The 15,264-nt window shown below is 71.9% G+C and carries 13 protein-coding genes; 11 read left to right on the forward strand and 2 right to left on the reverse strand.

Going from position 1 to position 15,264, the window contains the following annotated elements; all coding sequences use genetic code 11:
- Positions 1–54: 54 nt before the first annotated feature.
- The 6 genes from egtA to ACWGI6_RS33265 all read left to right on the forward strand — a co-directional run bounded on the left by egtA (position 55) and on the right by ACWGI6_RS33265 (position 6,942).
- Entirely contained in the window at positions 55–1,332 is a 1,278-nt protein-coding gene (gene egtA / locus ACWGI6_RS33240; RefSeq protein ID WP_453270954.1) for an ergothioneine biosynthesis glutamate--cysteine ligase EgtA, read from the forward strand.
- Positions 1,329–2,648, forward strand: a complete 1,320-nt coding sequence (gene egtB, locus ACWGI6_RS33245; protein WP_453270955.1) for an ergothioneine biosynthesis protein EgtB — start codon at positions 1,329–1,331, stop codon at positions 2,646–2,648. The genes egtA and egtB overlap by 4 nt, the downstream gene beginning before the upstream one ends.
- A gap of 37 nt (positions 2,649–2,685) precedes the next feature.
- Positions 2,686–3,441 carry an ergothioneine biosynthesis protein EgtC gene (gene egtC, locus ACWGI6_RS33250; RefSeq protein WP_393905399.1) on the forward strand — a complete coding sequence of 252 codons (756 nt, stop codon included), beginning with the start codon at positions 2,686–2,688 and terminating at the stop codon, positions 3,439–3,441.
- On the forward strand, positions 3,438–4,400 hold the full coding sequence (egtD, locus tag ACWGI6_RS33255; protein WP_453270956.1) for an L-histidine N(alpha)-methyltransferase: 963 nt from the start codon (positions 3,438–3,440) through the stop codon (positions 4,398–4,400). The genes egtC and egtD overlap by 4 nt, the downstream gene beginning before the upstream one ends.
- 147 nt (positions 4,401–4,547) lie before the next feature.
- On the forward strand, positions 4,548–5,477 hold the full coding sequence (locus ACWGI6_RS33260; RefSeq protein WP_453270957.1) for a phosphatidylinositol-specific phospholipase C: 930 nt from the start codon (positions 4,548–4,550) through the stop codon (positions 5,475–5,477).
- Positions 5,478–5,817: 340 nt separating this feature from the next.
- Complete coding sequence (locus ACWGI6_RS33265) at positions 5,818–6,942, forward strand: trypsin-like serine peptidase (protein ID WP_453270958.1); 1,125 nt, start codon at positions 5,818–5,820, stop codon at positions 6,940–6,942.
- Here the strand turns inward: ACWGI6_RS33265 and ACWGI6_RS33270 are convergent.
- Positions 6,914–7,948: a phosphatidylinositol-specific phospholipase C domain-containing protein gene (locus ACWGI6_RS33270; protein WP_453270959.1), complete on the reverse strand. Its 1,035-nt coding sequence runs from the start codon at positions 7,946–7,948 to the stop codon at positions 6,914–6,916. The genes ACWGI6_RS33265 and ACWGI6_RS33270 overlap by 29 nt on opposite strands.
- A gap of 176 nt (positions 7,949–8,124) precedes the next feature.
- Between ACWGI6_RS33270 and ACWGI6_RS33275 the strand changes: the two genes are divergently transcribed.
- Positions 8,125–8,664: a DUF2165 domain-containing protein gene (locus ACWGI6_RS33275; RefSeq protein WP_453270960.1), complete on the forward strand. Its 540-nt coding sequence runs from the start codon at positions 8,125–8,127 to the stop codon at positions 8,662–8,664.
- 119 nt (positions 8,665–8,783) lie between these two features.
- On the opposite strand, the gene ACWGI6_RS33280 is transcribed toward ACWGI6_RS33275, so the two are convergent.
- Positions 8,784–11,960, reverse strand: a complete 3,177-nt coding sequence (locus tag ACWGI6_RS33280; protein WP_453270961.1) for a bifunctional cytochrome P450/NADPH--P450 reductase — start codon at positions 11,958–11,960, stop codon at positions 8,784–8,786.
- Between the two features lie 105 nt (positions 11,961–12,065).
- On the opposite strand from ACWGI6_RS33280, the gene ACWGI6_RS33285 reads away from it, so the two are divergent.
- The 4 genes from ACWGI6_RS33285 (at position 12,066) to ACWGI6_RS33300 (ending at position 15,201) form a co-directional block, all read left to right on the forward strand.
- Positions 12,066–12,773 carry a PAS domain-containing protein gene (locus ACWGI6_RS33285; RefSeq protein WP_453270962.1) on the forward strand — a complete coding sequence of 236 codons (708 nt, stop codon included), beginning with the start codon at positions 12,066–12,068 and terminating at the stop codon, positions 12,771–12,773.
- A gap of 79 nt (positions 12,774–12,852) precedes the next feature.
- Positions 12,853–13,314, forward strand: coding sequence for a universal stress protein (locus ACWGI6_RS33290; protein WP_453270963.1), 462 nt, complete (start codon positions 12,853–12,855; stop codon positions 13,312–13,314).
- A 94-nt stretch (positions 13,315–13,408) separates the two neighbouring features.
- Positions 13,409–13,624, forward strand: a complete 216-nt coding sequence (locus tag ACWGI6_RS33295) for a dodecin (protein ID WP_393905408.1) — start codon at positions 13,409–13,411, stop codon at positions 13,622–13,624.
- Between the two features lie 125 nt (positions 13,625–13,749).
- Complete coding sequence (locus tag ACWGI6_RS33300; protein ID WP_453270964.1) at positions 13,750–15,201, forward strand: amino acid permease; 1,452 nt, start codon at positions 13,750–13,752, stop codon at positions 15,199–15,201.
- Positions 15,202–15,264 lie beyond the last annotated feature (63 nt).

Raw genomic sequence — 15,264 nt, forward strand, 5'->3', positions numbered from 1 at the left:
AGATTAGGTGGAGGGCGGCAATCCTGCCGCCACCCCACCAGGGAGAGGGATTCCATGCCCGTACGGCCTGCAGAAACAGAAGCGGAGCTGGAAGCTCATCTGCACGGAATATGCTTCAAGACGGGTCCGCCGCGCCGTATCGGGGTCGAGATCGAATGGCTGGTCCATGACGCGCGCAACCCCCGATGTCCCATCGAACCGGCCCGGCTGCACAGCGCGGCCACCACCTTGCGCGCCCTTCCCCTCCATTCCCTGCTGACCTTCGAGCCCGGCGGCCAGCTGGAGCTCAGCTCGCTCCCCGCCCGCTCCCTCACCGAGTGCATCGAGACGGTCACCGCCGATCTCGCACTGGTCCGCCCCGCCATGCTGGCCATGGGCCTGGGCATGGCCGGCCACGGTCACAATCCGTGGCACCGCCCGCAGCGGGTGCTGACCGAACCGCGCTACCAGGCCATGGAGGCGTACTTCGACCGCTGGGGCTCCGCCGGGCGGTCCATGATGTGCGCCACCGCGTCCGTGCAGGTGTGTGTGGACGCCGGCTACGAGGAGCCGGGCCCGCTCGGCTACGGCCGGCGCTGGCTGCTGGCCCATCTGCTGGGCGCGGTGCTGGCCGCGGCCTTCGCCAATTCGCCGACCAGCGAGGGCTGCCCCACCGGCTACCGCACCACCCGCCAGGTCGTCTGGTCGCAGCTCGACCCCGCCCGTACGCTCGCCCCGTCGGACGGGCCCGATCCGCGCACCGCCTGGGTGAGCTACGTCCTGGACGCTCCGGTGATGTGCCTGCGTGCCGAGGAAGGCCCCTGGGACGCGCCCGAGGGGCTCACCTTCCGCGAGTGGATCCGTACCGGCGTGCCCAGACCGCCCACCCAGGAGGATCTGGACTACCACGTCACCACCCTCTTCCCGCCCGTCCGGCCGCGCGGCCATCTGGAACTGCGCATGATCGACGCACAGTCGGGCGACGCCGGGTGGGTCGTACCGCTGGCCGTCACGGCCGCGCTGTTCGACGACCCGGAGGCCGCGGAGCGGGCGTACCGCATCGTCAAACCCCTGGCGGAGACGGCGGGTTCCCGCCCCGCACCGCGCAATCCGCTGTGGCGGCGGGCCGCCCGCGGGGCGTTGACCGACCCGGAACTGCACGCGGCGGCGGTGGCCTGCTTCGCCGCCGCACAGGAGGCCCTGCCACGGCTCGGCGCCTCCCCCGACGTGCTCGCGGCGGTCGCGGAGTTCACCGAACGCTATGTGACACCCGGCCGCTGCCCCGCGGACGATCATCTCGACGCCCTGTACGCCGCGGAGGGCGATCTCATAGTTGGGAAGGACAGCCCGTGACCCTCGACCCCGAGCTCCTTCGTGAACGCGCGGCCTCGGCACTGCTCGCCGCCCGCGACCGCACCCGCCTGCTGACCACCTGCGTCGAGGATCCCGACCTCATGGCGCAGCACTCCCCGCTGATGTCCCCGCTGGTGTGGGACCTGGCGCACATAGGCAACCAGGAGGAGCAGTGGCTGCTGCGCACCGTGGGCGGCCGTGACGCACTGCGCCCGGACATCGACTCCGTCTACGACGCCTTCGAGCACCCTCGCGCCAAGCGCCCTTCCCTGCCGCTGCTGGCGCCCGACGAGGCGCACGGCTATGTCGCCGAGGTCCGCGGCCGGGTGCTGGACATCCTGGAGCGCGCTCCGCTGCACGGCGGTCCGCTGCTCGACTCCGGCTTCGCCTTCGGCATGATCGCGCAGCATGAGCAGCAGCACGACGAGACCATGCTCATCACCCACCAGCTGCGCCACGGCCCGGCCGTACTCACCGCGCCCGAGCCGCCGCCCGCCTCCGACGACATCCTGCCCGCCGAAGTCCTCGTTCCCGGCGGGCCGTTCACCATGGGCACCTCCACCGAGCCCTGGGCGCTGGACAACGAGCGGCCCGCGCACCGCCGGCTGGTGCCCTCCTTCCTGATCGACACCACACCCGTCAGCAACGGCGCCTACCAGCGGTTCATCGAGGCCGGCGGCTACGAGGAGCCGCGCTGGTGGTCCGCGCAGGGCTGGGCCCAGGTGCAGGAGCACACGCTGCGCGCACCGCTGTTCTGGAAGCGCGACGGGGGCCAGTGGCTGCGCCGGCGGTTCGGGGTGACCGAACCGGTGCCGCCGGACGAGCCCGTACTGCATGTGAGCTGGTACGAGGCCGACGCCTATGCGCGCTGGGCCGGCCGGCGGCTGCCGACCGAGGCCGAGTGGGAGAAGGCCGCCCGGCACGACCCGGCGACCGGGCGGGCCAGGCGCTATCCCTGGGGCGACGAGGACCCCACGGCGGCGCACGCCAACCTCGGCCAGCGGCATCTGCGGCCCGCCCCCGTCGGCAGCTACCCCGACGGCCGGTCGCCGCTCGGCGTACGGCAGCTGATCGGCGACGTGTGGGAGTGGACGGCGAGCGACTTCCTGCCGTATCCGGGCTTCGCCGCCTTCCCCTACCGGGAGTACTCGGAGGTGTTCTTCGGCGACGAGTACAAGGTGCTGCGCGGCGGTTCGTTCGCGGTCGGTCCGGTCGCCTGCCGGGGCACCTTCCGCAACTGGGACCTGCCCGTCCGGCGCCAGATCTTCTCCGGGTTCCGTACCGCGCGGGACGCCGACCCGGCGGCGGACGCGTGACGGCCGCGGCCCCGCCGGCCCGGGAGGCCGTTGCCTGATGTGCCGTCATCTTGCCTATCTGGGGCCGGAGATACCCTTCGGCCAGGTGGTACTGGCCCCGCCGTACAGCCTCTACCGGCAGTCGTGGGAACCGCGCCGGCAGCGCCACGGCACGGTCAACGCGGACGGATTCGGCGTCGGCTGGTATGCGCCGGGCGATCCGGTGCCCGCCCGCTACCGCAGGGCCGGGCCGATCTGGGGCGACGATCTGCTGCCCGACCTTGGGCGGGTGGTACGCACCGGCGCGCTGCTCGCCGCCGTACGGGACGCCACCGTGGCCGGTGCGGACGCCGAGGCCGCGGCCGCGCCGTTCGCCGAGGGGCGCTATCTGTTCAGCCACAACGGCGCGGTGTCCGGCTGGCCGGAGTCGCTCGCCCCGCTGGCTGCCGAGCTGCCGCCGGGGGAACTGCTGCGGCTGCCGGCCCGCTGCGACGCGGCGTTCCTGTGGGCGCTGGTCCGGCACCGGCTGGCGCGCGGTGACGAGCTCGGCGAGGCGCTGGCCGGCACCGTCGCGGCGGTCGTCGCGGCCGCGCCCGCCTCCCGGCTCAATCTGCTGCTGACCGACGGCACCGCCATCGCCGCCACCGCCTGGGGCGACACGCTGTGCCACCTGGCCGTTCCCGGAGGCGGCACGGTAGTGGCCTCCGAACCGTACGACGATTCCCCCCACTGGACCGAGGTCCCGGACCGCACTCTGCTGCGCGCCACCCGGACCGATGTCCACCTCATCCCGCTCAAGGAGCCCGCTACGTGAGCCCGCTCAGCATCACCCGCACCCTCCCTGCCGACGCCACCGCGGCCGCACTGCGCGCCGATGTCAGCCAGGGCCTGACCCGTACCCCCAAACAGCTGCCGCCCAAGTGGTTCTACGACGCCCGAGGCAGCGAGCTGTTCGAGGACATCACCAAGCTGCCCGACTACTACCCGACCCGCGCCGAGCGGGAGATCCTGCTCACCCGCGCCGATCACATCGCCGCGGCGACCCAGGCCCGCACCCTGATCGAGCTGGGGTCGGGCTCCTCCGACAAGACCCGCCATCTCATCGGCGCGCTGACCGAGCTGCACGCCTATGTGCCCATCGACGTCAGCGAATCCGCGCTGGCCGCGGCGGGCGAGACGCTGCTCACCGAGCACCCCGGACTCACCGTGCATGCGCTGGTCGCCGACTTCCAGCAGGGCATCGAACTCCCCGACACCCCCGGTCCGCGGCTGCTCGCCTTCCTCGGCGGCACCATCGGCAATCTGCTCCCCGAGGAGCGCTCAGCGTTCCTGCACTCCGTGCACGACATGCTCTCCCCGGGCGATGCGCTGCTGCTCGGCACCGACCTGGTCAAGGAGGAGGCCACGCTCGTCGCCGCCTATGACGATCCGCAGGGCGTGACGGCCGCGTTCAACAAGAACGTCCTGGAGGTCATCAACCGCGAGCTGGGCGGCGATTTCGACCCGGCGGACTTCGACCATGTCGCACTGTGGAACACCGAGCGCGAGTGGATCGAGATGCGGCTGCGGGCCCGCAAGGACCTGAGCGTCAAGCTTCCCGGAGTGGACCTGGCGGTGAGCTTCACCGCGGGCGAGGAGCTGCGGACCGAGGTCTCGGCCAAGTTCCGCCAGGACGGCGTGCGGGCCGAACTCGCAGCCGCCGGACTGGAGTTGACCAACTGGTGGACGGACAGCGCGGACCGCTTCGCGCTGTCGCTCGCCTTCCGCGTCTGATATTCGCCCCTTCCCGGCCGGCGTGACCCTCCGGTCCCCCGGCCGGGTGCCGCACGCACGCTCCATGTGGTTCGATGCCCCGACCGCAGGTGCGCACCGGGGCTGCCGCTGCGCACCCACGCAGACTCGACGGACAGGGGAAGCGGCATGGGGCTGGGACTGGATCGGCGGGGTTTCCTCCGGGGCGCGGCCGGGCTGTCGGCCGCCGGGGCGCTGGCGGGCGTCGGCAGCGGGCAGTTCACGGCCGGCGCGGCCCAGCGCCGGGCGTCCGTACTGTCCGTGCAGGACTGGATGTCGGCGCTCGGCGACGCCACTCCCGTCCAGCGGCTGACGATCCCCGGCACCCATGACTCGGGTGCCCGGATAGGCGGCCCCTGGGTCGCCTGCCAGAACACGCCCGTCGACGCCCAGCTCAACAGCGGTATCCGCTTCCTGGACGTCCGCTGCCGGGCCATCGACAACGCCTTCGCCATCCATCACGGCGCCTTCTACCAGGAGTTGATGTTCGGCGATGTGCTCAACGCCTGCCGGGCGTTCCTGCAGGCCCATCCCTCCGAGACGGTGCTGATGCGGGTCAAGCAGGAGTACTCGGAGGTCAGCGCCGAGGAGTTCCGCCGGATCTTCGGCATCTACCTGGACGACAAGGGCTACCGGTCGCTGTTCCGGCTGGACGACGGTCTGCCGACGCTGGGTCAGGCCCGCGGCCGGGTGGTGCTGCTGGCGGACTCCGACGGTCTGGGCGGCGTCCGTTACGCCGATCCGCAGCTGTTCGACATCCAGGACGACTACATGGCGGAGCCGTTCGGCAAGTACCCGAAGATCGAGGCCCAGTTCCGCAAGGCCGTCACCCAGCCCGGCAAGCTCTTCGTCAATTACGTCAGCACCGCCGCCCTGCTTCCGCCCCGCTCCAATGCGGACCGTCTCAACCCGCAGGTCAAGAATCTGCTGGCGGGCTCGGAGGGGAGCGGCTGGACGGGTCTCGGCATCGTCCCGATGGACTTCCCCAACGAGGCCGGCCTGGCGGAGACGCTGATCGGGCACAACCTCGCGGGGCGGGGAGTGCGGCTCGCGGCGTGAGCGGGGGCCGGCGGGCGCGCGCGGGACGGCGGGCCGCAGAGGTCCGCACGGCCTGGGCGGGGGCGCGGCGCGGTTCACCCGAACGGCTCAGCGGGGCGGGCTCCGGCAGTACGGTCGCCGCGCTCCTCACGCCCCGGCCCGTCGGGCCGCTCGGACGGCGGGTGTGCCGGTCGTTCCGGCGCGGATCTCCGCCGTGATCTTCGACGCCTGAGCGGAATGATGCGCCAAGTGACCGAACCACGGCACGCATCCCTGCATCAGACTGGGTGAAATGTCTGGTTCCGGTGTGGCCCCAGCGTCCGACGGGGTTCCGCCGGCTGATGCGGCGAGGCGGCTGTTGGTGGAGACGAGCGAACGCGGGACCGAGCCGGCGGACAACGCCGGCGGGGCGGACCGGTACGCCGGGACACCGTCGGCAGAGGACTGCCTCGGTCCCGGCGGGCCGGCCTGCACGGGCCGCGGCCGGGTCGGCGCTCCGCTGCGGGCGACCCTGGCGCTCGGGGTGCTGACCGTGGTCGTGGGCAGCACGGCGCTGGCCCTGGGGTCCCCGTCACGCGACCCCTACCTGGCCGCCGGGGACACCGCCACCGGCGCCTATCTCGCCACCCGCGCCGACGGTGACCAGGCCGCCGCCGCGGTCCTCGCCGGCCCCTACCGGGAGCGGCCGGGGCCACCGGTGACGGCGCGGTACGGCGGCGGGAGGGCGGCCCCGCTGACGGCGTCGCACCCTTTGCTGGCGGCCCCGGCGGCGGCCTCACCGGCGATCGGCGCGCTCTTCTCCCCCGACGATGACGGTGCCCCGGTCCACCACTGCACGGCCAGCGTGGTGCATGCCCCTGGGGGCGACCTCGTCGTCACCGCGGCGCACTGTGTGCACGACGACGGCTTCCGCACCCGGCTGGTGTTCGCGCCCGGACTGCACAACGGGATCGCGCCGTACGGCCTGTGGGTGCCGACCCGTATCCATGTCGATCCGCGCTGGATCAGCAGCCGGGACCCCGACCACGATGTGGCGTTCCTGAGGGTGCGCCGAGCGGGGCGGGCCGGCGGCCGGATAGAGGACGTCACGGGCGCCGAACGGATCCGGTTCGGCGCACCGGCCGGACGGCCGGCGCTGCTGACCGGTTACCCCGAGGACCAGGACGCACCGGTCAGCTGCCGGCACACGGTGGACGCCCAGAGCGCGACCCAACTCCGCTTCGTCTGCGCGGGGTTCCCGAACGGGACCAGCGGCGGGCCGATGCTCACCGACCTCGACCCGGCCACCGGCACCGGGTCGCTGATCGGCGTGATAGGCGGTCTCGACGAGGGCGGTGACGACCTCGTCTCGTACAGCAGCCGGTTCGGCGAGGACGTGGCCGCGCTCTACCGGCGGGCGACCACGGAACCGGACCCACGGGCCGCACAGCCCGGCGTCCGGGCCGCCGCGTCCGGCGTCATGCCCCGCGCGGCACCACGGTCTTGAGGACGGACGGCAGCGGATACCAGTCGGCGGTAGCGAAGCTCGCATGCGCCGCGGCCAGTTGCCCGACCCGGGCCAGCGCCTCCGCCTCGGTCGGGTGGGTGCCGTCGATGACCGGCGGCACATTGTGGGCGTCGGTCATGATGAGCAGGTAGTGGCGGGTGTCGTACCAGGAGGTGTCGATACTGCCGTTCAGATAGGTCGCGGCGTCGCCGTCGAAGACCACGAACCAGGGACGCAGCGCCGGGTCGGCGTAGCGCTCCCGGGGGTCGCCGGGCGCGGCACCGTGCACCGCGGGGAACGCCGTCGACTGCGCCAGCTTTCCTTGCGCCGCAAGGTCCTTGAGGTGGCCGGCGTACTCGACGTCCGTCCACAGCTTGTCGAACGGGTTCTTCTCCTCGACCGTGCCGGGTATCAGCTCGAACAGGAACTTGCCGGCCATGTCGGCGCGCGAGGGCCAGCCGCCGGCCCGCACCGCCTCGTCGGCGGTGGCATGTCCGCCGGTGAGGTCCCCGGGGCCGTAGACCGCATCGCCCAGCTTCTGCCGTACCAGCGCATCGAACTCTGCGGGGCCGCGGCCGCCCTTGGCGTTGAAGCCGTCCTTCATCTCGACCTTGAGCAGCACCGGACGGTGGCCGGGGTGGGCGTCGTGCCAGGCCTTCATATCGGCCAGGCAGCCGGCGAAGTCCTGGTCCCGGCTCTTGGTGCGCAGTTCCGAGGCGTTCGCGGCGCCCTCGCAGTTGCTGTTGTTCCCGAGCGGGTTGCTGTGCGAGACCCGCCAGGACCGGCCCAGTCCGTTGGACCAGAGGTCGAGTTCGAGCAGTGCGGCGCCGGAGTCCAGGGCGTCCGCGAAGTAGTGGTACTTCTCCTTGTCATAGGCGTTGTGGACGCCCACGGACGTGCTGGTGCCGTATGTCGTGGCGGCCGGCTCGGCGCCCGCCGGCCCGCTCACCGCGATCACTGCCGCCGCCGCGACGGCTACCGTCCCCACACACCGCTTCCCGTTCATGTGCCCCGCTTTCCCCTAGGTCGTCGGCCGTCGGTAAGGTTCCCGAACGTCGTTTCGACCGGTCGGTCACCCGGTCGATCGGGCAGCAGCGTACGGGAGTTCGGCACCGGAGGGACCACGCGGGCGAACGGCGGGTAAGGAAACAGCCGATGACAGGAACCGGCCGGGGAGAGCGCATGACCGACAAGCAACGCACCGACAGCACACCACGCACCGGACTGCCGCTCGCGGCGGCCCTTCTGACCGGGACGGTCGCGCTCTGCGTCTCGCTCGTCGCCTTCGGCAACATCACCGACTTCGACACCAACCGGGAGTTCGTCCGCCATGTGCTGGCCATGGACACCACGTTCAAGGACCAGGACCTGATGTGGCGGGCCATCACCTCGCACGCGCTGCAGGACGCCGCGTACCAGGCGGTCATCGCCTGGGAGACGGTGGCCGCGGTGGTGCTGCTCGCGGCCACCGCGCTGTGGGCCGTCGGCGCACGGCGCGGCAGCTTCGCTCGGGCCCGGCAGATCAGCACCCTCGGGCTGCTGATGGTGGTGCTGCTGTTCGGGGCGGGCTTCCTCGCGATCGGCGGCGAGTGGTTCGCGATGTGGCAGTCCAAGGAGTGGAACGGGCTGGAGGCCGCGACCCGCAATCTCACGGTCGCCGGGATCGCGCTGGTGGTCGTCCATCTGCCGGGCGCGGCCGGGAAGGACCGGAGCGGGGAGTAGCGGACGCACCGCCGCTCCCCGCCCCGCGGACTCACCGCTCGGTGCGGTAGCCCGTCAGCGCACCCCACCATGGCCCCGGCGGGCCGGAAGATCCGGCCCGCCGGGAGGGGTGCCGGGTCTCAGCCCGCCGCGTACACATCCTCGATGTAGCGGCCGGCGGCGGTCAGTTCGCGCAGCCAGGCCTCGGACTCCTGGGGCGAGGCGCCGGTGCGGGCTCCGTGCAGCTCGCGGAACGCGGCCCGTACACCAGGGGCCATCCGGCTGCCGTCGCCGCAGACATACACCCGCGCACCGGCCTGCAGCAGCTCCCACACCTCGGCCGCCTCGGCGGCGATCCGGTGCTGGACGAAGCGGTGGCCGTTCTCGGGGCGTGCGCTGAAGACGGGGCGTACGGAGACGACGCCGGCGGCTTCGGCCGCGGCGAACTCCGCGGCGTGCAGGAAGTCGGCGGTGGGGTCGTCGCAGCCGAAGTAGAGCCGGGCGGGGGCCTGCCGGCCCGCGGCGACACGGTCGGCGACGGCCCCGCGGAAGGGCGCGAGACCGGTGCCCGCCGCGATCAGGATGACGGGGGTGTCATCGGCCGCATCGAGGCGGAAGGCCTCACGGCAGGGCTGGACGCGGGCCAGGACCGTGTCGCCGGGCCGCAGCGCGTGCAGATGGGTCGAGCCGGTGCCGCCGGGCAGCAGCGAGACCATCAGATCGGCGTGCCGGGGGTCGGCGGCCGGCGAGGACGACAGGGAGTAGTGCCGGATGCGCAGCGGCGGCAGCAGCTCCAGGACCGTCGGCCAGGGCAGCTCGCCGCGCAGCGCCGGGTGGGCCTCGATCAGGTCGATCAGGGTGCGCGGGTCGTCCTCGGCGAGGTTTTCCAGGGCCTGGCGCTCGGGCGGGCAGGGGTTGTGGGCGGCCAGCTGCGCCACCTGCCCGGGTGTCGGGCGCATGCCCAACTCCAGGTGGTGGGTGAGCAGTTCACGGACCGTCAGGGGACGGTCGACGGGCAGGGTGTCGCGGCTCGCGCGGCGGCCGGAGTGCAGCGCGAGGACGGTGTCCAGGCCGGCGCCGAGGGCGTGGGCGGCCCGCTCGACGGCGGCCGGGGCGTTGGCCGGCAGCACGGCGAGGTGGTCGGCGGTGCGGTAGCCGACGCCGTCCGGCAGGGCGATGCGCAGGAAGCGCTTGGGCCGCGGCCAGTCCTGTGCGGTGAGGTCGTAGGACTCGGTGACAGTCATCGGGACGAGGTCATGGCGTGCGGCGAGCGCGTCCAGCGGGCCGCCGGTGATCTCGGTGACGGTGTACCCGGTGTCCTCGGCGTCCGGTGCGCTCGCGCCGATGCTCGCCGGGTCGCCGTAGCGCGTCAGCAGCTGGGTGCGCAGCGCCGCGGTGAACTCCTTGACGGCGCCGCTCAGGTCGCCGGAGGCGTCGGCCTCGGCGCGCGGCAGCAGCCGGTGGGCGCCGAGTGCGTCGAGCCGGTCGTCGATGAGGGTCGGTATGTGCTGGTAGGTGGCGGCCCAGTTGCGGTCGCCGACGCCGAGGACGGCGAACGGGAGGCCGGTGGCGGCGCCGTCCTGCGCGGTGTTGAGCCAGTTGACGAAGGCGGCGGCGTCATCGGTGGGCCGGCCGTTGTAGGAGGCGGCGACGATGACGACGGGACGGTCGGCGGGCAGCGCACCGGCATACGCGTCGAGCGGCGCCACATCGGTGGCGAAGCCCAGGCCGGTGGCCTCGTCGGCGAGCCGCTCGGCGAACTCCCGGCAGGTGCCGTAGTTGCTGCCGTGCAACAGCAGCAGGCCGGTGCCCTGGGGGACGCAGGTCGGCAGCCCGTCGTCGGTGGCGGTGTCGTCCGCGGTGCCGGCGCCGCCGCCGGGGAGCACGGCCAGCGCGGTGCGGACCGCGGCCCGGTCGGCGGGCGTCCGGGCGGCCGGCGTGAAGGTGAACCCGTCGGGCTTGAGGGTCAGCGTCTCCTTGATGCGCAGCCGGTAGTCGCCGTGGTCGATCAGGCGGTAGCGGTGCACGAGGAGGGCGAGCAGCATGGTCGCCTCGTGCAGCGCGAACTGCCGCCCGATGCAGGCGCGTTCACCGGTCCCGAACGGCTTGTACGCATGCGGCGAGCGGGCTGCCTCGGCCTCCGGGCTGAAGCGGGACGGGTCGAACAGCTCGGGGTTGTCGCCCCAGACGGGGTCGCGGTGCAGCATCGGGGTGAGCACCGTGACCAGCTCGCCGGCCTTGACCGGGTAGCGGCCGCCGAGCAGCGTGTCCTCGCGGGCCTGCCGGGTGAAGGCGGCGGCGGTGGGCCACAGCCGCAGCGCCTCGTTGAGGACCTGGCGGGTGAACGGCAGTCGGCCGATGTCCTCGAACGAGGGGTCGGGGTCGCTCCGGTCGCCCCACAGCTCATCGGCCTCGCGCTGGACCATGCGCAGCGCGAGCGGGTCCTTGAGCAGGTGGTGGAGGGCGAAGGAGAGCGCGCCCGAAGTGGTCTCGTGGCCGGCGATCAGGAAGGTGATGACCTGGTTGCGGATGTTGGCGAGGTCGAGGGCCGGTCCGCCGTCCCCCTGGCCCCCGGCGCCGAGCATCAGGCCCAGCAGATCGTCGTCACCGCTCTCCCCGCTCTGCGTCCGGGCGGCGATGACCTCGTCGACGACCGACGCGAGGTAGTCGGCGTCACGCTGGAAGGCCGCGTCGGCAGCGGAGTGGTCCGCGTCGGGGTCGCGGGAGAACTTCGTCATGCTCCATTCGAGGCAGCGCACCATCGCCTCGACGAACGGATGCGGGGTGTCGCCGCGGGAGAACGACTCGAAGTCGAAGCCGAAGCCGGCGAGCCCGATGGTGTCCAGCGTCATCCGGGTCATGTCCTCGGCGACCTGGACGGGCGTGCCGTCGGCCACCCGCCGGTCCCAGGAAGCCATGACCCGGCGGGCGACCTTGAGCATCGCCGGGTGGTAGGTGCGCATCGAGCCGAGGGCGAAGGCCGGCATCAGGACCTCATGTGCCTTGGCCCAGTTCGGCTCGTCGTTGTAAGCCGTGAACAGACCGTCACCGGCGAACTCTCTGACGTTCTCCAGGACGACCGACACGCCCTTGGCGAAGCGGGACTCGTCGGCGACCTCGGTGACCAGGTCCAGTGAGGAGAGAAACAGCGTCTCGCGGTCGCCGAACTTGCGCTTGAAGACCGGGCCGTGGACCCGGGCGAGGTCCATGGACTGCTGGATGGGCGTGTGGGTGAGCCCGGCCGCCGTGAGGTCGGCCACCGGAATGTCGTCATCGGCGGCGCGTTCGTCGCTGTGGAGCGCGATGGTGTCGGTCATACCTCCAGCGTGAGGGCCCCCACGTGCAGGTCACGCCCGGACAACTGCATGATTGTGCAGTGGTTTTTCGGTGCTCGCTCTTGCGCGCGGACCTGAGAAGGGGAAATGGACAACGGGACTGGCGACGGGACGCCGGACACGGACGCCGACGGCACGGGCGCGCCGGCCTGCGGGAGCGGCTATATCGACCCGGCCGGGCCGTACGCGGGCGGCCCGTGGCGCAACTACTTCCTGATTCTGCTGGACCGTATCCCCACGCCGATCGCGGTGTGCCGGGCGCACGGCGAGGTGCTGATCGCCAATCCGGCGATGGCCGAGCAGTGGGGCACGGCCCCGGGAGCGCTGCGCGGCCGCAATCTGCTGGACCTTTTCGAGCCCCGCGCGAAGGCCCAGCTCGACCGGCTCACCGAGGCCCTGCGCCTGGGGCGCCGTTCGCGCTATCCGGTCGAGGTGCGCTGGCGCGCCGGGTCGGACGGGACGGAGCGGGAAGGCGAGCTGACGATCGATCCGGTGGGTGACCCTTCGGTGCACCCGCCCGCCCTGCTGGCGCTGCTGCGGGTGAGCGAGAGTGACCCGCTGCCGGCGCCGCGGGGGTCGGCGAGTCCGGTGGAGGCCCGGATCCTGGCGCTGGCCGCGGGCGGCGCGACCACGGCGTCGATCGGTACGGCGCTGGGGCTGACGGTCGACGGGGTGAACTACCACCTCACCCGACTGGCCCGCCGCTGGCGGGTGCAGGGCCGTACCGCGCTGGTCGCCAGGGCGTACGTACTGGGCGTGCTGTCCCCGGACAGCTGGCCGCCGGCCCCCGCCTGAGCAGGACGGACACCTCCGCGGGGCCCGGCGGTACGGCCCGCCATGCCGGCAGCACACCTGTGCGGATAACCTCCCTGGTGTGGAGGAGAACGCAGCCGCGCAGTTCGAGCGCGGAACGGACGGCCCCAAGGTCATCGTCGTCGGCATCGACGGCTCCGACTCGTCGTGGCGTGCCGGCTCGTATGCGGCGGGGCTGGCCAGGCGCCAGTCCTCGAAGCTCGTGCTGGTCTACGTCCAGCCGGTGCTGCCGGCCGGGGCGGCGATGGGTGCCCCGGTGGCGGATACGACCAACGAGGTCGCCGAGGAGCTGATGGCCGAGATCCGCCGGGCGACCGAGCGGCTTGCGGGGATATACAGCCTGCACTGGGAGTTCCACACCCTGCGTGGTGACCCGTACAACGGCATGGTGCAGATGGCCGACGAGCTCAAGGCCGACGCGGTGGTGGTCGGTGCCTCGGAATCGGCCGGGCACCGCATCATGGGCTCGGTCGCGGTGCGCCTGGTCAAGGCCGGGCGCTGGCCGGTCACCGTCGTCCCCTAGCGCGTGTCCGGACGCTCCCGCTGGTGGGGTGGGCCGCCCTGGGGCACGGTGGACAGTGGACGGGCGGAGCGCCGCCCCGGCGAGGGAGACCACCGTGACCGACCGCACGTATCGCGTGACCGAGATCGTCGGTACGTCCCAGCAGAGCGTGGACGACGCGATCAGAAATGGCATCAAGCGCGCCTCGCGGACCCTGCGCAATCTCGACTGGTTCGAGATCTCCCAGGTCCGCGGGCATATCGTCGAGGGCGAAATCGACCACTACCAGGTCGGCCTGAAAGTCGGTTTCCGGCTTGAGGACGCCGATTGACGCCTCTCCCGTGTACGTCTCCCGGCGAGTCCCGGCAGTATTAGGGAGTCGCCTTCCTTAGTCGCTCCTGAGGGTCCATGATGATCCGCCGTCGGACCACGATGGAGCGTACGGAGGGATGACGCATGGGGCTGCGCGCTGGACAGGGCGTATTGCGCCGTAAACCGATCGAGCACATCGAAGAGACGGAAGGGACCGCGAGCCAGCAGCTGACCCGGGCACTCGGCCTGTGGCAGCTGACGGCCATCGGCGTCGGCGGCATCATCGGCGCGGGGATCTTCACGCTGGCCGGCACCGTCGCCAACGGGAAGGCCGGGCCGGCGGTCCTGATCTCCTTCCTCATCGCGGGCATCGCGAGCGCCGCGGCCGCCTTCTCGTACGCCGAATTCGCCGGGCTGATCCCGAAGGCGGGATCGGCCTACACCTATGGCTATGCGGTCCTCGGTGAAGTGGCGGGCTGGTTCATCGGCTGGGATCTGCTGCTGGAGTACACCGCGATCGTGGCGGTGGTCGCGATCGGCATCTCCGGCTATCTGGGTTTTCTGCTCACTGACCTCGGCGTCGATCTGCCGGCCTGGATGATGGGCGCGCCGGGGACCGGTCCCGGACACCGGGTGGACCTCTTCGCCGCGGTGCTGTGCCTGCTGATCGCCTATCTGCTGACGCTGGGCATCAAGAACGCCGCGCGTTTCGAGACGGTCGTGGTGGCCCTGAAGGTGATCGTGGTGATCGTGGTGATCGCGGTCGGCTTCTTCCACATCAAGACCTCGAACTACACGCCGTTCTTCCCGTTCGGGGCGAGCGGCGCTTTCACCGGGGCGGCCACCGTCTTCTTCGCGGTCTTCGGCTATGACGCGATGAGCACGGCGGCCGAGGAGTCCAAGGACGCCCAGCGCCATATGCCGAAGGCGATCATGTATTCGCTGGCGATCTCGATGGTGCTGTACATCCTGGCCTGCCTGGTGCTGACGGGTATGCAGAACTACAAGTCCATCGACCCGGAGAGCGGTTTCTCCTCGGCGTTCAAGTCGGTGGGCCTGAGCAGCCTGGCGGATGTCATCGCGGTCGGCGCGATCATCGGCATTCTGACCGTCATGTTCACCTTCATGCTCGGGGTGACCCGGGTGTGGTTCTCGATGAGCCGGGACGGGCTGCTGCCGAAGTGGTTCGCCAAGACCAGTCCCAAGCACCACGTGCCGACCCGGGTGACCTGGATCGTCGGCTTCGCCTCCGCGGTCATCGCGGGCTTCCTGCCGATCGGTGAGGCCGCCGAACTGACCAACATCGGCATCCTGCTGGCGTTCGTGGTGGTCTGCGTCGCGGTGATCGTGCTCCGCTACAAGCGTCCCGACCTGCCGCGGACGTTCCGCACGCCGGGGATGCCGGTGGTCCCGGCGATCGGGGTGTGCTTCTCGATCTGGCTGATCACGTTCCTGTCCTGGCAGACCTGGGTGCGGTTCGTGGTGTGGTTCCTGGTCGGCATGGTCATCTACTTCGCGTACTCCTACCGCCGCTCGAACCTGGCACGGGCGGAACGGGAGAACGCCGGTGGCGAGAGCGGCGGGACGCGGCCGTGAGCCGCGGTCGCTGAACCGCGCGGCGGGGCAGGCGGGGACCGGCGGACGAAGGCCCGCCGGTCC

This window comes from Streptomyces sp. NPDC054786, from assembly GCF_053611685.1.

Bases quoted from the DNA above. Each gene is read 5' to 3' on its own strand.
- ACWGI6_RS33275 (WP_453270960.1), top strand. From the start codon at position 8,125: ATGACCGACAAGCAACGCACCGACAGCACACCACGCACCGGACTGCCG.
- egtC (WP_393905399.1), top strand. From the start codon at position 2,686: ATGTGCCGTCATCTTGCCTATCTGGGGCCGGAGATACCCTTCGGCCAG.
- ACWGI6_RS33285 (WP_453270962.1), top strand. From the start codon at position 12,066: ATGGACAACGGGACTGGCGACGGGACGCCGGACACGGACGCCGACGGC.
- egtA (WP_453270954.1), top strand. From the start codon at position 55: ATGCCCGTACGGCCTGCAGAAACAGAAGCGGAGCTGGAAGCTCATCTG.
- ACWGI6_RS33280 (WP_453270961.1), bottom strand. From the start codon at position 11,960: ATGACCGACACCATCGCGCTCCACAGCGACGAACGCGCCGCCGATGAC.
- ACWGI6_RS33260 (WP_453270957.1), top strand. From the start codon at position 4,548: ATGGGGCTGGGACTGGATCGGCGGGGTTTCCTCCGGGGCGCGGCCGGG.
- ACWGI6_RS33270 (WP_453270959.1), bottom strand. From the start codon at position 7,948: ATGAACGGGAAGCGGTGTGTGGGGACGGTAGCCGTCGCGGCGGCGGCA.
- ACWGI6_RS33300 (WP_453270964.1), top strand. From the start codon at position 13,750: ATGGGGCTGCGCGCTGGACAGGGCGTATTGCGCCGTAAACCGATCGAG.